Genomic DNA, 13,931 nt, shown 5'->3' on the forward strand with positions numbered 1-13,931 from the left:
CTTTTTTTTAACACTTTAACGATCATTCATTCTTACATTACACTTTAAATAAGCTAAATCCATTCATTACATAAATATAAAAAAGAATAACGCCATAAAATACCGCACAAAACAGCCATTATCTCTTTTTTATTCGCTAAATAAATTCACCGCACAAATATCGGCAGAATAAAGGCTGGATTGACGCCCCCTGGGTAGTCAGTGGCAAAATAGCGCCATTCATTAATTTTGCAAATAAAGGTTGTCTGTCAGGGCCGCCTTATATTTCTTATTTTATTTACAGGATGGCAACTATGTTTATGCAAAGGAAAAAACTCCTTGCAGTGGGTATTGCGATTGCACTGCAAACATATTACTGCCCGGCAATTGCGGCAGAGAATACAGAAGATGAGAAAGAATGTCCGGTAAATATTTCGTCGTTATCTCAGGCGGAACGCAATAAGTTACCGGCGAAATGTCTGACGGCAGAAGCCGGGCAGGATAACCATTGGGCATGGGTCGCCAGCGGCGTAGCGGCTCTGGCGGCGGGCATCGCCATTGGCAATCACAGCGACGGCGATTCTCACCACCATTCAACAACGCCAGTCCCGCCAGACGACGGGGGCGACGTTACCCCAACGCCGCCGGATGACGGCGGAGATGTCACCCCAACGCCTCCCGATGATGGCGGTGATACGCCAGTACCGCCTGACGACACGTCCGTGACGACCTTCAGCAATCAGGTGACGCTGGATAAAGGCACAGACACCCTGCACTTCGACGACATCAAACTGGATAACGGCGAACACCTCGGCGAAGCCACGCTCAGTTATTCCGAACAAGACGCGCAGTGGCAGTTAACCACCCAGGACGGCAAAACGCTGGCGATTTCCGGCTGGAACGTTACCGACAGCAACGCGGCCGTGATTGAAGGCGCTCAGGCCAACGGCTTTTACTGGAAGTACGACAGTCGGGGCTATCTGATCCTCGCGGATAACAATACTCAGGTTGTCAGCGGAGACGGCAAAACGCACACCACCGATCGCGAACTGGATATCAGCGGGAAAAATCGTACCGGCGTCATTATCTCGGGCGATAACACCCGTAATACGCTGAACGGGGATTCCACCGTAACCAATGGCGCAGTTGGCCTGGTTATTAGCGGCGACGGCACCACTAACGCTATCTCAGGCAAAAGTACGGTAGATGGCGCTACCGGGGCGTTAATTTCCGGCAATGGCACCTCGACCTCGCTCTCCGGCGATATCACCATCAGCGGCGGCGGTACGGGCATCGTTATCGATGGTGATAACACCCTCATTGATAATGCGGGAACCTCCAGCATTAGCGGCGCAGGTTCTACCGGTTCCATCATTAACGGTAATAACATTCGCCTCATCAACGAAGGGGAATTAAACGTTTCTGACGGCGGCACCGGGGCAAAAATCACCGGTGACGATGCTATCGTCGATAACAAAGGCCATTCGACAACCCGCGGTGCCGGCTCTACGGGGCTATATATTGAGGGTGATCATGCGCTGGTGATTAATGAAGGTAATCAGCTCATCGCCGATGGCGCGACGGGCGTGCGCATTGATGGCGACAACGCCCGCGTACTCAATACCGGTAATATGGCCGTCGACGGCGCTGGCTCAACAATCGCCACCATTACGGGCAATAACGCTGACATGACGCAGAATGGCGACCTGCTGGTTATGAATGGTGCGACGGGCCTGACCATCAACGGCGAAGAAAGCGAACTCATAAACAGCGGCACCACCACCGTGCGTAACGACGACTCAGTGGGCTTCGTTGTTGCCGGTACACAAAACACCTTCAACAACAAAGGTAATATCAACACCAGCCTTAACGGTACGGGAACGCTGATCAGCGGTACTGAATCGCAGGTCAGTCTGACGGGCGATATTAACGTGACTGCGGCTCAGGACAGCAGCGGCGTATTTCGTGGGGCAACCGGTCTTAACGTCTCTGGCGACACGAATACAACAACCATTCTGGGTAATGTGAACATCGAGGCTGGTTACGCGCAAGACGCTCAAATTAAAAGCGATGAGCAGTTACAAGGCATTACCGTTAACGGCAATCAAAATACGGTCAATCTGGATGGCGCGATGAATATCCATCTTGACAGTTCTGATGTCAGCTCTGGGTATGCGAGCGTTACCGGCCTCAATATCAGCGGCAGCGGTAACGCCGTGAATGTCGCCGGTGGTATAAACATCGACTTTTCCCAAAACGAAGCGTCTATTGGCTCTGAAGCTATCGGTATCAACATTGATGGTGACAACACGTTAACGCTAAGCGGTAAATCTACCGTGGATATGACCACTATCACAGGTGGCCAGGCCACGCTGGCAAACGTTAATAATGGCGGCTCCCTGCTCATTACCGATGACGCCACGATTGAAGTGAACGCCGACTATCTGAACTTAAATTACTCCACCGGAAGTAATGCCCTGCTGTCAGCTCACGGCCAGGGCTCGACAATTGAAAATCAGGGCGATATTACCACCCACGGAACAGTCAACGTTCTCCTTGCCGATAAGGGAGCGGAAGCGAGCAACAGTGGCAATATTCTCATCTACGGAAGCAGTGGCGATACGGGAGATGACCGTTCTGCCATCACCCGTGCAAATGGCGAAGATACGGTCGTACACAACAAAGCAGGGGCCGATATCACCCTCTTTTCTAACCAAACGCCAGAGTTCATTAACGGGATCAATATCTACCCGGAAAGATGGTATACCCACACGCTTTACGCCATGCTGGCGACCCAGGGCGGCAGCGTCGTTAATGATAAAGGAGCGACCGTCCATTTACAGGGCGCGGGAGCATATGGCGTCAGTGCCAGTGTAGGGACAGCGTTAAACGAAGGCGATATTTATCTGGACGGTTTTATCCCGACGCTGGACGATGAAAACAATATCATCAGCACAGACTACTGGCAGCCGACATACCTCTATTTGACCAGCTCGGCAATGGTTGCCGGTTCCTCAGACATCGGCTACGGTGACGCCACAGCCATCAACACCGGCACCATCACCGTCAACAACGCCGGGTTCGGTATGATGGCGCTCAGCGGCGGCACGGCCGTTAACCAGGGTACTATTACGCTGACCGCTGATGAAGGTGTGACCGGCGAGGAAAACCAACTGGTGGGGATGGCCGCATTAAACGGCGGCACCGTCGTGAACGACACCACTGGCACCATCAATATTGATGCCGACTACGGTCAAGCGTTCCTTAGCGACAGCAACAGCTACATCATCAATAACGGCGCCATCAACCTGAACGGCAGCCCGATGGACGAAAACGACCCACATATGGGTTCCATGCCAACCGACAAAATCTGGATACGGTCGCTGCCCGGCAGCGGCGACAGCGATAGCCAAACGTCAGAAGCGGGCTTTTTCACCACCGGAGCGCTGGCGAATTACGGCAATGAAACGCTGAACGGCGATCTCGATGTTAGCGGCTGGCTGTACAACGAAGCAGGCGCCACGCTGACCGTCAACGGCGATATGGCGATTAATAACGCTGGCAATATGGAAAACCACGGGACGATGCATGCCGATACGATCACCACGTATCACAGCCTGTTCAACCGCGCAGACGGCAGCCTGACCACTGACCTCCTGACGCTTAATGGCGATATCACCCTGTTCAACGAGGGCAGCTTTACCGGCTCAATTGCAGGAACCTCTTACGCCCAGGAAGTCGTCAATACCGGCAATATGACGGTGGCGGAAGATGGCAAATCGCTCATCAACGGCAGCTTTGCGTTTTATAACCAGGAAGGCGCAACGCTTACCAACAGCGGCAGCGCGGTAGAAGGCGGCGAAAACACCATCATCAACATGACGCGTACCAGCAGTTCCATCGCTCAGGTGAACAGCGGCACCATTACCGCCACCAACGGTTACAGCGCCATCACTACCGCGAATGCCAGCAACTCCCCGATGTGGATCTGGAACACGGAAACCGGCGTGATTAATGGTATTAACCCGGACGCCCCCCTGATCAACCTCAGCCGTGGCTATAGCTTTGGCAACGAAGGGACTATTAACGTCCAGGGCGACAATGCCGTGGCGATCAGCGGTGGCACCAGCAGTTATATCATCGACCTGGTCAACAGCGGCACCATCAACGTCGGCACCGAACAGGGGCAAATAGACGGAACCAACGGTACCGGACTTATCGGCATCAAAGGCAACGGCAACGCCACCACCATCAACAACACCGCTGATGGCGTGATCAACGTGTACGCGAATGACTCTTACGCGTTTGGCGGCCAGAGCAAAACCATCATCAATAATGGCGAAGTGAATCTGCTGTGCGACACAGGCTGCGGCATCTACGCCCCTGGCACTACGGGTACACAGGATGATCACAACGGTACGGCGGATATCGTGATCCCGGATGCGATTGTCGCGCCGACGCAGGGTGATATTCCAGCGCCTCCGGCCGATCCGAACGCGCCGCAGATGTTAAGCAACTACATTGTGGGCACCAATGCCGACGGCAGTTCCGGTACGCTGAAAGCGAATAACCTGGTGATTGGCGACGACGTGAAGGTGAATACCGGCTTTACCGCAGGTACGGCAGAGACCACCGTCGTGGTCGATAACGCCTTTACCGGCAGTAATATCCAGGGCGCGGACAATATCACCTCCACCAGCGTGGTGTGGAACGCCCAGGGCAGCACCGACGGCGACGGCAACGTTGACATCACCATGACCAAAAACGCCTATGCGGATGTGGCGACGGAGAGTTCCGTCAGCGACGTCGCACAGGCGCTGGACGCCGGGTATACCAACAATGAGCTGTACAACAGCCTGAACGTTGGCACGACCGCAGAGCTGAACAACGCCCTGAAGCAGGTCAGCGGCAGCCAGGCGAACACCGTCTTCCGCGAAGCCCGCGTACTCAGCAATCGCTTTACGATGCTGGCGGACGCCGCGCCGCAGGTGAAAGACGGTCTGGCGTTCAACGTGATGGCGAAAGGCGATCCGCGTGCCGAACTGGGTAACGACACCCAGTACGACATGCTGGCGCTACGCCAGACGCTGGATCTGACCGCCAGCCAGAACCTGACGCTGGAATACGGTATTGCGCGTCTGGACGGCGACGGTTCGCAGAAAGCGGGCGACAACGGCGTGACCGGCGGCTACAGCCAGTTCTTCGGCCTGAAACACAGCATGACCTTTAATGAGGGTCTCGCCTGGAACAACAGTCTGCGTTATGACGTGCATAACCTCGACAGCAGCCGCTCTGTCGCCTATGGCGACGTCAATAAAGTGGCGGATTCCGACGCCCGTCAGCAGTACATGGAGTTCCGCAGCGAAGGGGCAAAAACCTTTAACCTGATGGACGATGCGCTGAAAATCACGCCGTATGCGGGCGTTAAGCTGCGTCACACAATGGAAGAAGGTTACAAAGAGCGCAGCGCCGGGGACTTCAACCTGTCGATGAACAGCGGCAGCGAAACGGCCGTAGATTCCGTGCTTGGCCTGAAAATGGACTACGCCGGGGAAAACGGCTGGAGCGCAAGCGCCACGCTGGAAGGCGGCCCGAACCTGAGCTACACGAAAAGCCAGCGTAGCGCCACGCTGGCGGGTGCAAGCGACCAGCGCTTTAGCGTTGACGACGGCCAGAAAGGCGGCGGTCTGAACGGTCTGGCAACGATGGGCGTGAAGTACAGCGCCCAGGACAGCAGTCTGCATCTCGACGCTTATCAGTGGAAAGAGGATGGCATCAGCGATAAAGGCTTTATGCTGAACTTTAAGAAAACATTCCGTTAATTAAATAAACGCCACGGCCTGGAGAATATACATCATCTCCAGGCCGTTTTTTATTATGCTGAATCTACGCAAAGCATATTATCCGCAGAATAAGAAGTCCTTATCTGGACTACCTCGCTCCCTTATTAATTGATATGGTAACGTCCGCAAAATGGATTTTTCCATTTATCTCATACAATTAAAATTGTTTTATTTACAAGGATTTTTTCATGTTTAAAATTGCAAAGATTGCCGTTGTGGCAGGGATGCTGGCTACGCTCACCGCGTGTACGGGTCATATCGAAAACAAAAAGAATGATTGCAGTTACGATTATTTACTTCACCCGGCAATTTCTATTTCAAAAATTATTGGTGGTTGCGGCCCGGCCGCGGATCAATAATCGAAACCGTTGTCGCACGATACAAAAAAACCGGGGATTCCCCGGTTTTTTCATGTGTATCATTGTAGGCCTGATAAGCGCAGCGCCATCAGGCTTTCGTGCGCACATACATGCCGGATGGCGGCGTACGCGGTGTTGTGCCATCAGGCACACAGGCTTTCCCGCAAAATACGTAACACCGTTTCTTCGCCGCTGCGGTTGGGATTAATACGAATCGCATAACGCGCCAGACCCGGACGGGCCGCACGAAACGTACCGGAAAGGCGATAAAACAATGGCGGGATTTCATATTTGGACTCCGCGCCTACCGGGTAAGGCAACGCCCCGCGCTTTTGCGCCTCCTCCAGCACCTTTTCGGCAACGGGCTGGTGAAACACCACAATCAACACTTTCGATTGCGCATTCGCAATCACCGCCTGCTTCACTTCCGGCACGACTCCACTGTTTAACAAGGCGAGTAAACGTTCCGTCACCCCTGCCTGCACAGCGTGCATCACTGGCGCGAAAACCAGGCCACGAAGCACCGCCAGCGCCTGTGCGCCCTGAATCTGGCTGCCGCCGGAATACATCGTCGCACGTATTCTGGCGATGGCTTCCGCCTCCCCCACCACCGCGCCGGTGCCTTCAGGCCCGAAGAGTTTAAAACAGGAAAACGTGGACAGCGTGGCCCCACATTCACAACCAATACGCGCCACTTTCATCACCGCATAATTATCGTCGGTCAGCGTGGGGACGCCGCATCGCGCAAGCTCCGCCAGCACCCCGGCCAGAGAATAGCAATCCTGCGGTTGCTGACGCGTATGTTGCACCAGCGCCGCATGGGGACGATGCTCTGCGATAACCTGCGCTATCGTCGCCAGATCGTTGAAATCCGCTCTGACAAGCACAATCCCCATCTGCTCGACGATCCCCTGCGTTGTGGGATAAACCGGCGCATCATGCACCAGAAGGCGTTGCCCCGGTTTCAGCAGCGCAGCCAGCCCGGCCCGAATCGCGCCGGTTCCCGCGCCCTGCACCAGCACCGCGTCCTCAGCATGAAACGCCTCCGCCAGCACCTTTTCCACTTGTCGGGTGGTTCCCGGCTGGTTAAGCCCCGGACTTAACCCCAGATCGCCACCCTTTAAAAAATCCGCGCCCGGAAAATAACGACACACCGTGTCCACCAGCGCAAACTGCTTCTGCTGCGCCTCGGCGAGCGTCAGGCTTTGCAGGGGAAAGGTTTTCATCTAGACGCCTCCTCAGGCCGGAATAAACAGACCGAACCAGTAGAGAATATTCAACAAGATACCGGTAATCATCACGGCCACGACCGGCGCGGCCATCTTCTGCACCGGGCGCCCAAGCGACTCGTTGAGGAAGTAGATAGCAATCGCAATCGAGAAGCCGGTATAACCCGCCATCTTGATCGCCGCAAAAATAGAGCCGATCAGTAGCGCGGTTTCCATCAGCATATTCATCGCGTTACGGATATTGTCCGACGCATTGCGCACCGACGGGTAGCGTCCAAGCCACTTCCCAATCGAGCGCAACAGCAGCACTTCCGCAGAAATCACGACCGCCCCCAGGATGGCGGCAATCCACGGATTCGGCGCCAGATAGCCCACGGAATACACAAAGGTAAAACCGGCCACCGCATACACGCCCGTCGCCAGCGCCGTTGTGGCGATCATCGGCACGAAGCCAAGCCCGCGCATGAACTCCGCCAGCGCCGCCTGATGAAGCAAGGTCTGCGACTCTTCAGGCGTAACGCCAGCAGAATAGGCTTTCTCAAGGGTAAAGATCGACACCTCGCTGCCGGCAAAAATATTCATACTGGCGACCGCCGCAATCAACGCGCCGACGATCGCGATATACGGTAAGTTTTTAATAATGCGGGAGGTGCGCTCCTCAAAGACGGATAACCCACTGGTATCCATCTCCTCATCGCCACGGTGGCGCAGGTCGTGCGTAATCGCAATCGCCAGCAGCATCACCATGCCGATAAAAATCTCAATCGATTCCGGGTTCAGATGCGGGAAGTAGCGCACCACCAGGACACGCGCCATCAGCACCACAACCGCAGCGATAAGACTGTGTTTCCAGCCGAATTGATAAAAAATCGCCACCAGCGGGAACAGCGCAAAACCGGCGACAACCGGGGAACTCAGCTCGCCAAGGCTCCCCAGCACGTCAACCGGCAAGGCGGTAAGCAGATGGTTCACCGGCAGCAGACAGGTCAGAATCAGCACGCCCCAGGCGGCGCCAAGCCCAAACGCCAACAGGCTATTAATCGCCAGTACGCCAAGAATATCGGTAGGTAAAAACAGCAGCCAGGCGTTAAGCAGCCCCGTTTTGAGGGTAAATGAGATCCCCACCGACGCCACAAAACCGATACTCAAACCAAACGCGATACTCCCCGCCTCCCGGCGGTTCATATAGCCTTCGATCAGTTGCGGTAGGATCGGGCGAATCCCGTCATGGAAAACGGCGGCTGATCGATGCGCCAGTAGCGACGTCATCCCCGTCAGGCAAGCCACCACCAGAATCTGAATATACAGCTCCATAAGCATGCCTTTTATTTCAAGTGGTTAACCAGCATGGGAATCGCATGCTCAACATGTTCGACGGAGAGGCCAAACGCCACTTTCCCTTCCGCGACCATCTTTGCGATATGCTCGTCTTTCGCTTTAATACCCGGCTTAGCGATGGTGCAGCTTTTGTTGTAGCCAATCACCGCAATCGCTATCGACAACGCCGCGCCAGCGCCGGTATTACACGCGCCGATGTAATAATCCAGTTGCCCGGACTTCACTTTCATCGCCGCGTCCATATCGTTGTGAATGGACACGTCAAAGCAGCCGGGCGCCACGGTCTCGATGGTTTTTTTAATCTGCTCACGCTGTAAGCCAGCAACACCAATCTTTTTCATCTTTCTGTCCTTATTGGAAAAATTGTGAGGGGTTATCACGCAACATCGTGTCCACATCGGCCTGACTGAATCCTGACTGGCGCAGCTGTGGGATAAAGGTGGTTAACAGGTAGTCGTAGCCATTGCCGCCATTGGCTTTTAGATGGGAGCGGCGGGTAATATCCATCGAAAGCATCACGCGGTTGAGCAAACCGCGCTGGCGCAGCGCATTCAGCATGTCGATGCGCTTTTCATCCGGGTAGTAGTTGTTTTTGCCGATGGTGTCGAACTGCACGTACGCGCCGAGATCGATCATCTGCAAAATGCCGTCGAGGTTATCTTTCAGATCGCAATGACCAATCACCACGCGGGAGAGATCGACGCCCTGCGCCTGCAACAAGGCCAGTTGCTCCAGCCCCATCGTACTGAACGAGGTATGGGTGGAAATGGGGCGTCCGGTTTCATTGTGGGCGCACGCGGCGGCGATAAACACCTTCTCTTCCAGCGGCGTAATCACCCCTTCACTGGAGCCGATTTCCGCAATAATTCCGGCTTTCAGCGTCGTGTTATCAATACCGATGACGATCTCATCGATCATCTCCTGCGCAAGCTGCTCCACGCTGCGGGTCGCGACATGCTCAGGGAAAAATGCGTCCTGGTAGTAACCCGTGCAGGCCACCACGTTTATCCCGCTATCCCGCATCAAATCGAGCATGAATTGCGGGTTGCGCCCCATATAGCGGTTAGTCATTTCAATGATGTTGCGCACGCCCAACGCCCGCAGATCTTTCATCTCCTGACAAATGAGATCGTACTGATCTAACCGGCAGTCGAGGTTATTTTTGAACCCGGAGAGATCGATGTGCAGATGCTCATGGGCCCAGGTGTAGCCTGACGTATCAAAATTCATAAGGCGTCTCCTGTGAGCTGTAATGACGAAAAGAAAGAGGTGCCGTTTTGTGGCGCGGGCGCGCCAAAGAACTCACAGACCGTCGCGCCCACATCCGACAGCGTGGCGCGAAGGCCTAACTGAACAGGCTTCAGCCCCTGCCGGTAGACCAGAATCGGCACTCTTTCACGGGTATGGTGACTGTGACCTATCGTCGGATCGTTGCCGTGGTCGGCCATCACCAGCAGACAATCATCGGGTGTCATCTCGCTTGTCAGCCGCGCAAGATTACGGTCAACCACCTGCAAACGTTCCGCATAACGTGCGACATCCTGGGCGTGCCCCGCCAGATCGGTTTCCTGGATGTTGGTGCAGATAAACGCGTGCCGGGCGGCACTGAATTCATCGCGCGTGATATCCATAATGCGCTGGCTGTCCACCAGGTTTTGCCAGCTACGTCCGTGAGGGTTCGCCACGATATCCGCCACTTTGCCGATCAGCACGGTCGGCACGCCAACCTCATGCAGTTTTTGCGGCACCTGAACCCGCTCATCCACGCCATAGCCCATATGAACAACCTGAAAACCGCTCTCATATGCGCCGGATCGCGGCGCATTGATGCCAATAAAACGCCCCTCTTTCGTTTCTGCGGCGTCCAGAATCCGCTGGCTGTCGTGAAGCGTGCCGCCGAATGCAATGACGCGCCCCACCTGCGCGTGTTCACGCACAATGCGGCCAATCTTCAGCACCTCGTCAAAGGCGATGGCGGAAAGGTTGGCGGTAATGTTGTAAACCTGCCCTAAATCCGCTTCGAGGTTATCGCCTATCGCCACCGACTCATTGACCCACAGGAACGCCAGTTCGCCGCCACGTCGCTCTACCTGCCAGCCCGCCGCCTTCAGCGCCAGCTCAACGCGATCAATCACCTCGCTAAACGGCATACGCAGCGGCGCCTGCGGACGCGTGCCTAAAATCTCCTGATGCCCCATGAAGGTATCCCCTCCTTCATGCTGCAATTCCGCGATCCCCCACACTGCCGACGCCGAGGGAGCCATAACGCCTGGCGCATAGCCCAGCGCGTTAATCAACCCCAGCTTCTCCAGCGTCGGCAGATGTAGCTGCGGGAGCTGACGCAGAATATGTCCGCAGGTATTCGCCCCGACATCCTGCGGGCGAACCTCCGCCACATCCTTCATTGCGCCAACGCCGAAGCTATCAATCACCAGCACCACAAAACGAGCCATTACGCCTCCAGTACGTTTCCGAGACTGTCATAACGGGCGACGATTTCCGCCGCGCCGCGCTGAATGCCAGACACCAGCACCACATCACTGCGCGTCACAAAGATTTGGGTACGAAAACAAAGCACCACGGCGCTGCTCACCGGAAACGTCCCTGCAAGCGGCAGGTAGTAGTCGATACTGCTGTCATCGACGGGTTCCAGCGTCGTCTTCGCGGGAACGTCGTTTTCCGGCGTAAAAACGAGCGCGTTGCGCGCATGTCCCCGGCGGTAATAGCCGCCGCCATAGCAGTAGCTGTTGCCACGAAAATGGTGCGAAATTTCACTCAGCCAGAGCATCGCAATGCGTTCAGGCTGATCGCCTTGCTGATTCGACGGAATGGTGCCGGTCAGCGCATGGCCCGGTTCGGCATGGGTGACGCCATACCGCGCCAACAGCGGCAAAGACGCACAGCTGGTTGCAGAGGGCGCATTAAGCTGCTCAATGGCAATCTCCTGTTCTTCCAGTTGCTGCCTCGCCTTGACCAGGGAATGCAGATTGGGCGTCGGCCTGGTCTCGCCTGATGCGTCATCCCACAGCAGGCAGGGGAAATGCGTTAACCCCGTGACATGGAGCCCCGGCAGACGGCGAATGTCATTCACAGCGTCATCAAGGCGCGCCAGCGGGAAGCCGCTCTCCTGCCCCGGATAAAGAAAATCCTGCTCGCCGTAAATCTTCAGCATTACCGCCTGCACGCGCCCGGCCTTCACCGCCGCCGCCGACACTTCACGCGCCTTCTCCAGCGAAAAGAGCGTAATCACGTCCGTCCCTTGCTCCACCGCTTCGCCAATCTGCCGGGAGGGGATCTGCACTAAATGCCCCTGATGCGCCACCGGCAATCCGGCGCGGCGCATGACCCTGGCCTCTTTGTAATCCACCGTGACAATTCCGGCATATCCCAGCGCCAGCAGCTTTTCCGCCAGCCAGGGATTGCGCCCAAGCTGTTTTGTCATCAGATACAGCGTGATGCCGTATTGATGAGCCGTATCAACCAGGCGCTTCCCGTTTTCCAGCACCTGATCAACATCAATCACCCAGCTGTCCGGGACGATCCTTCCCTGCTGCCAGAGTCGGATCGCGGCGGTAATCAGCGCCGGATTCTGGCGTTTCAATGCGTGTATAAACATCTTTGTGCCTCGGTTTCTAATCCCTGAATTAAATATTCATTTTTTTGAATATTTAAGGTGTGGTACGTTGATGTACGGTGTTCCTCACGACGCTTCGTGCGCCGCCATCCACAGCCCATATAGATTTGCCAACAAATAACCTTCCTCATTGGCATGAAGCGAAACCGTAAACTCCGCCAGCAGCGCCTGGTGCGCCAACAAAATCGCGGGCCAGTGGGGAGATTGCGTCAGTTCCGCCAACAGCTCGTGATCCAGCGCGTCAATCACCTCTCCCCGGCGACTGCGCATTAACGCGCTGGCCATGTGGGTTATCGCCATCGTTCCCTGCTCGGTATGCACCGGCAGCTTCCACTCCTCGTCCAGTCGTCTGACGACCTGCAACATGCCACGGCAAATATCTTCGTCGATAACCCCTGCGTCACACAGCAGGCTGAGTCTGTTTTCCATTTACAATGCCTTTGATTAACTTAGTAACTGGGTTCCTGTTCACCGCTGACCACACGTTGCTGATGGGCGAGCAGCGCCTGTTTGTCCACCACGGCGCGCAGCAGTTGCTGCATCGGGTAATCGTCCGACCGGGTCAGCACCACGGCTTCGGTGGCCTGCAAGAATCGAGGATCGCGGGTGAGCGGCGTCGCTTCTAACCCCAGCAATGCCAGCTCCGCTTCCGCCACCACATTCCAGATCACCGCATCCACATCGCCTTTCACAATGCGCTGAAGACTTTCGTGATAAGAGAGGTCTATCAGCTCCACATCACTTTTGCCGAAACAGGCTTCAGTCATGATTTTCTGATCTGCCGAACGGTTATCCAGCCCCACTCGCTTCACCCGGTCGGATTCGCCTTTACGGCAGATCAACTGGTGCTCGCCGACATAGGTGTGGGGCCCCAGTTCCAGCGCGATGCGCAACCCGTTTTGCGCCAGGTAGCTCTCTGCGGCCAGACGCGACACCACGGCCATGTCGTAGACGCCATTCAGCAGGCATTCAACCCGGATGTCCGCCCCACGCATGTGCGCGTAATAAAATGGAATCCCTTCAAACTGCGCTTTCAGCCCGCTCGCCAGCCCTTCATACAGACGGGTGTACGGCAGCGGCATCGCGCAAACAACGTTGCTGATGTCCACATGCGACAGCAACGTTTTGTTATCCATCTCCACCAGGAAGCTGCCGTTGCGCCCACGACGCTCAATACGGATCGCCCCGGAAGACTCCAGCGTTTTTAATGCGGCCTGCGTTAACCCCACCGATGAGTGGCATTCGTTAGCCAGTTCATCTATCGTTTTCAAACGATTACCGCATTTTTCACCAAGCAGGTAGCGGGCCAGGGTCGTCAGCACGACCCCCTCTTTTTTGATAAATGTTCGACGCATCATAAATTTTCAGTAAAGTGAATATTTATATATTCATTAAAATGAAGATATCGCGCAATGACGATGTGCGTAAACGGCGAGACGCCTCACAGTTTTTCGTCACGGGTACGCAGAGAGACAAAAAAACCGGGAAATCCCCGGTTTTTTAATGTGTGGTGTCGCATCCGTGTTTACGCCGGGTGGCGGCGTAAACG

Annotated in this window: 10 protein-coding genes; 2 read left to right on the forward strand and 8 right to left on the reverse strand. The window is 55.4% G+C overall.

All coding sequences use genetic code 11. From position 1 onward, the window contains the following. Window positions 1-299 precede the first annotated feature (299 nt). Window positions 300-5,801, forward strand: a complete 5,502-nt coding sequence (locus OGV83_RS08035; RefSeq protein ID WP_286463512.1) for a pectate lyase-fold domain-containing protein — start codon at window positions 300-302, stop codon at window positions 5,799-5,801. A gap of 209 nt (window positions 5,802-6,010) precedes the next feature. Further along, window positions 6,011-6,181, forward strand: coding sequence for a YhfL family protein (locus tag OGV83_RS08040; protein WP_012135480.1), 171 nt, complete (start codon window positions 6,011-6,013; stop codon window positions 6,179-6,181). A gap of 143 nt (window positions 6,182-6,324) precedes the next feature. Here the strand turns inward: OGV83_RS08040 and OGV83_RS08045 are convergent, their stop codons facing one another. From OGV83_RS08045 to yhfZ, 8 genes are all read right to left on the reverse strand, one after another. Continuing rightward, on the reverse strand, window positions 6,325-7,407 hold the full coding sequence (locus OGV83_RS08045) for an aminotransferase class I/II-fold pyridoxal phosphate-dependent enzyme (protein ID WP_286463407.1): 1,083 nt from the start codon (window positions 7,405-7,407) through the stop codon (window positions 6,325-6,327). Window positions 7,408-7,419: 12 nt separating this feature from the next. Then, window positions 7,420-8,724, reverse strand: coding sequence for a YhfT family protein (locus OGV83_RS08050; protein ID WP_024131010.1), 1,305 nt, complete (start codon window positions 8,722-8,724; stop codon window positions 7,420-7,422). An 11-nt stretch (window positions 8,725-8,735) separates the two neighbouring features. Then, window positions 8,736-9,089: a DUF2620 domain-containing protein gene (locus tag OGV83_RS08055; RefSeq protein ID WP_047460736.1), complete on the reverse strand. Its 354-nt coding sequence runs from the start codon at window positions 9,087-9,089 to the stop codon at window positions 8,736-8,738. A 10-nt stretch (window positions 9,090-9,099) separates the two neighbouring features. Next, window positions 9,100-9,978, reverse strand: a complete 879-nt coding sequence (locus OGV83_RS08060) for a phosphotriesterase-related protein (RefSeq protein ID WP_198448724.1) — start codon at window positions 9,976-9,978, stop codon at window positions 9,100-9,102. Then, entirely contained in the window at window positions 9,975-11,201 is a 1,227-nt protein-coding gene (locus tag OGV83_RS08065) for a phosphopentomutase (RefSeq protein WP_286458976.1), read from the reverse strand. The genes OGV83_RS08060 and OGV83_RS08065 overlap by 4 nt, the downstream gene beginning before the upstream one ends. Further along, complete coding sequence (locus tag OGV83_RS08070) at window positions 11,201-12,364, reverse strand: YhfX family PLP-dependent enzyme (RefSeq protein ID WP_012135487.1); 1,164 nt, start codon at window positions 12,362-12,364, stop codon at window positions 11,201-11,203. The genes OGV83_RS08065 and OGV83_RS08070 overlap by 1 nt, the downstream gene beginning before the upstream one ends. A gap of 84 nt (window positions 12,365-12,448) precedes the next feature. Further along, a complete protein-coding gene (locus tag OGV83_RS08075; protein WP_012135488.1) occupies window positions 12,449-12,811 on the reverse strand; it encodes a hypothetical protein in 363 nt (120 codons plus the stop codon). Window positions 12,812-12,831: 20 nt separating this feature from the next. Continuing rightward, a complete protein-coding gene (gene yhfZ / locus OGV83_RS08080) occupies window positions 12,832-13,737 on the reverse strand; it encodes a GntR family transcriptional regulator YhfZ (RefSeq protein WP_024131011.1) in 906 nt (301 codons plus the stop codon). Window positions 13,738-13,931 lie beyond the last annotated feature (194 nt).

Source organism: Citrobacter sp. CK189 (genome assembly GCF_030333505.1).
Classification (GTDB): Bacteria; Pseudomonadota; Gammaproteobacteria; order Enterobacterales; family Enterobacteriaceae; genus Citrobacter_B; species Citrobacter_B koseri.

What these genes read in the sequence shown, in the direction of transcription:
- OGV83_RS08035 (WP_286463512.1), top strand. Translation starts at nt 300, where the DNA reads ATGCAAAGGAAAAAACTCCTTGCAGTGGGTATTGCGATTGCACTGCAA.
- OGV83_RS08040 (WP_012135480.1), top strand. Translation starts at nt 6,011, where the DNA reads ATGTTTAAAATTGCAAAGATTGCCGTTGTGGCAGGGATGCTGGCTACG.
- OGV83_RS08055 (WP_047460736.1), bottom strand. Translation starts at nt 9,089, where the DNA reads ATGAAAAAGATTGGTGTTGCTGGCTTACAGCGTGAGCAGATTAAAAAA.
- OGV83_RS08060 (WP_198448724.1), bottom strand. Translation starts at nt 9,978, where the DNA reads ATGAATTTTGATACGTCAGGCTACACCTGGGCCCATGAGCATCTGCAC.
- OGV83_RS08050 (WP_024131010.1), bottom strand. Translation starts at nt 8,724, where the DNA reads ATGGAGCTGTATATTCAGATTCTGGTGGTGGCTTGCCTGACGGGGATG.
- OGV83_RS08045 (WP_286463407.1), bottom strand. Translation starts at nt 7,407, where the DNA reads ATGAAAACCTTTCCCCTGCAAAGCCTGACGCTCGCCGAGGCGCAGCAG.
- OGV83_RS08070 (WP_012135487.1), bottom strand. Translation starts at nt 12,364, where the DNA reads ATGTTTATACACGCATTGAAACGCCAGAATCCGGCGCTGATTACCGCC.
- OGV83_RS08065 (WP_286458976.1), bottom strand. Translation starts at nt 11,201, where the DNA reads ATGGCTCGTTTTGTGGTGCTGGTGATTGATAGCTTCGGCGTTGGCGCA.
- OGV83_RS08075 (WP_012135488.1), bottom strand. Translation starts at nt 12,811, where the DNA reads ATGGAAAACAGACTCAGCCTGCTGTGTGACGCAGGGGTTATCGACGAA.
- yhfZ (WP_024131011.1), bottom strand. Translation starts at nt 13,737, where the DNA reads ATGCGTCGAACATTTATCAAAAAAGAGGGGGTCGTGCTGACGACCCTG.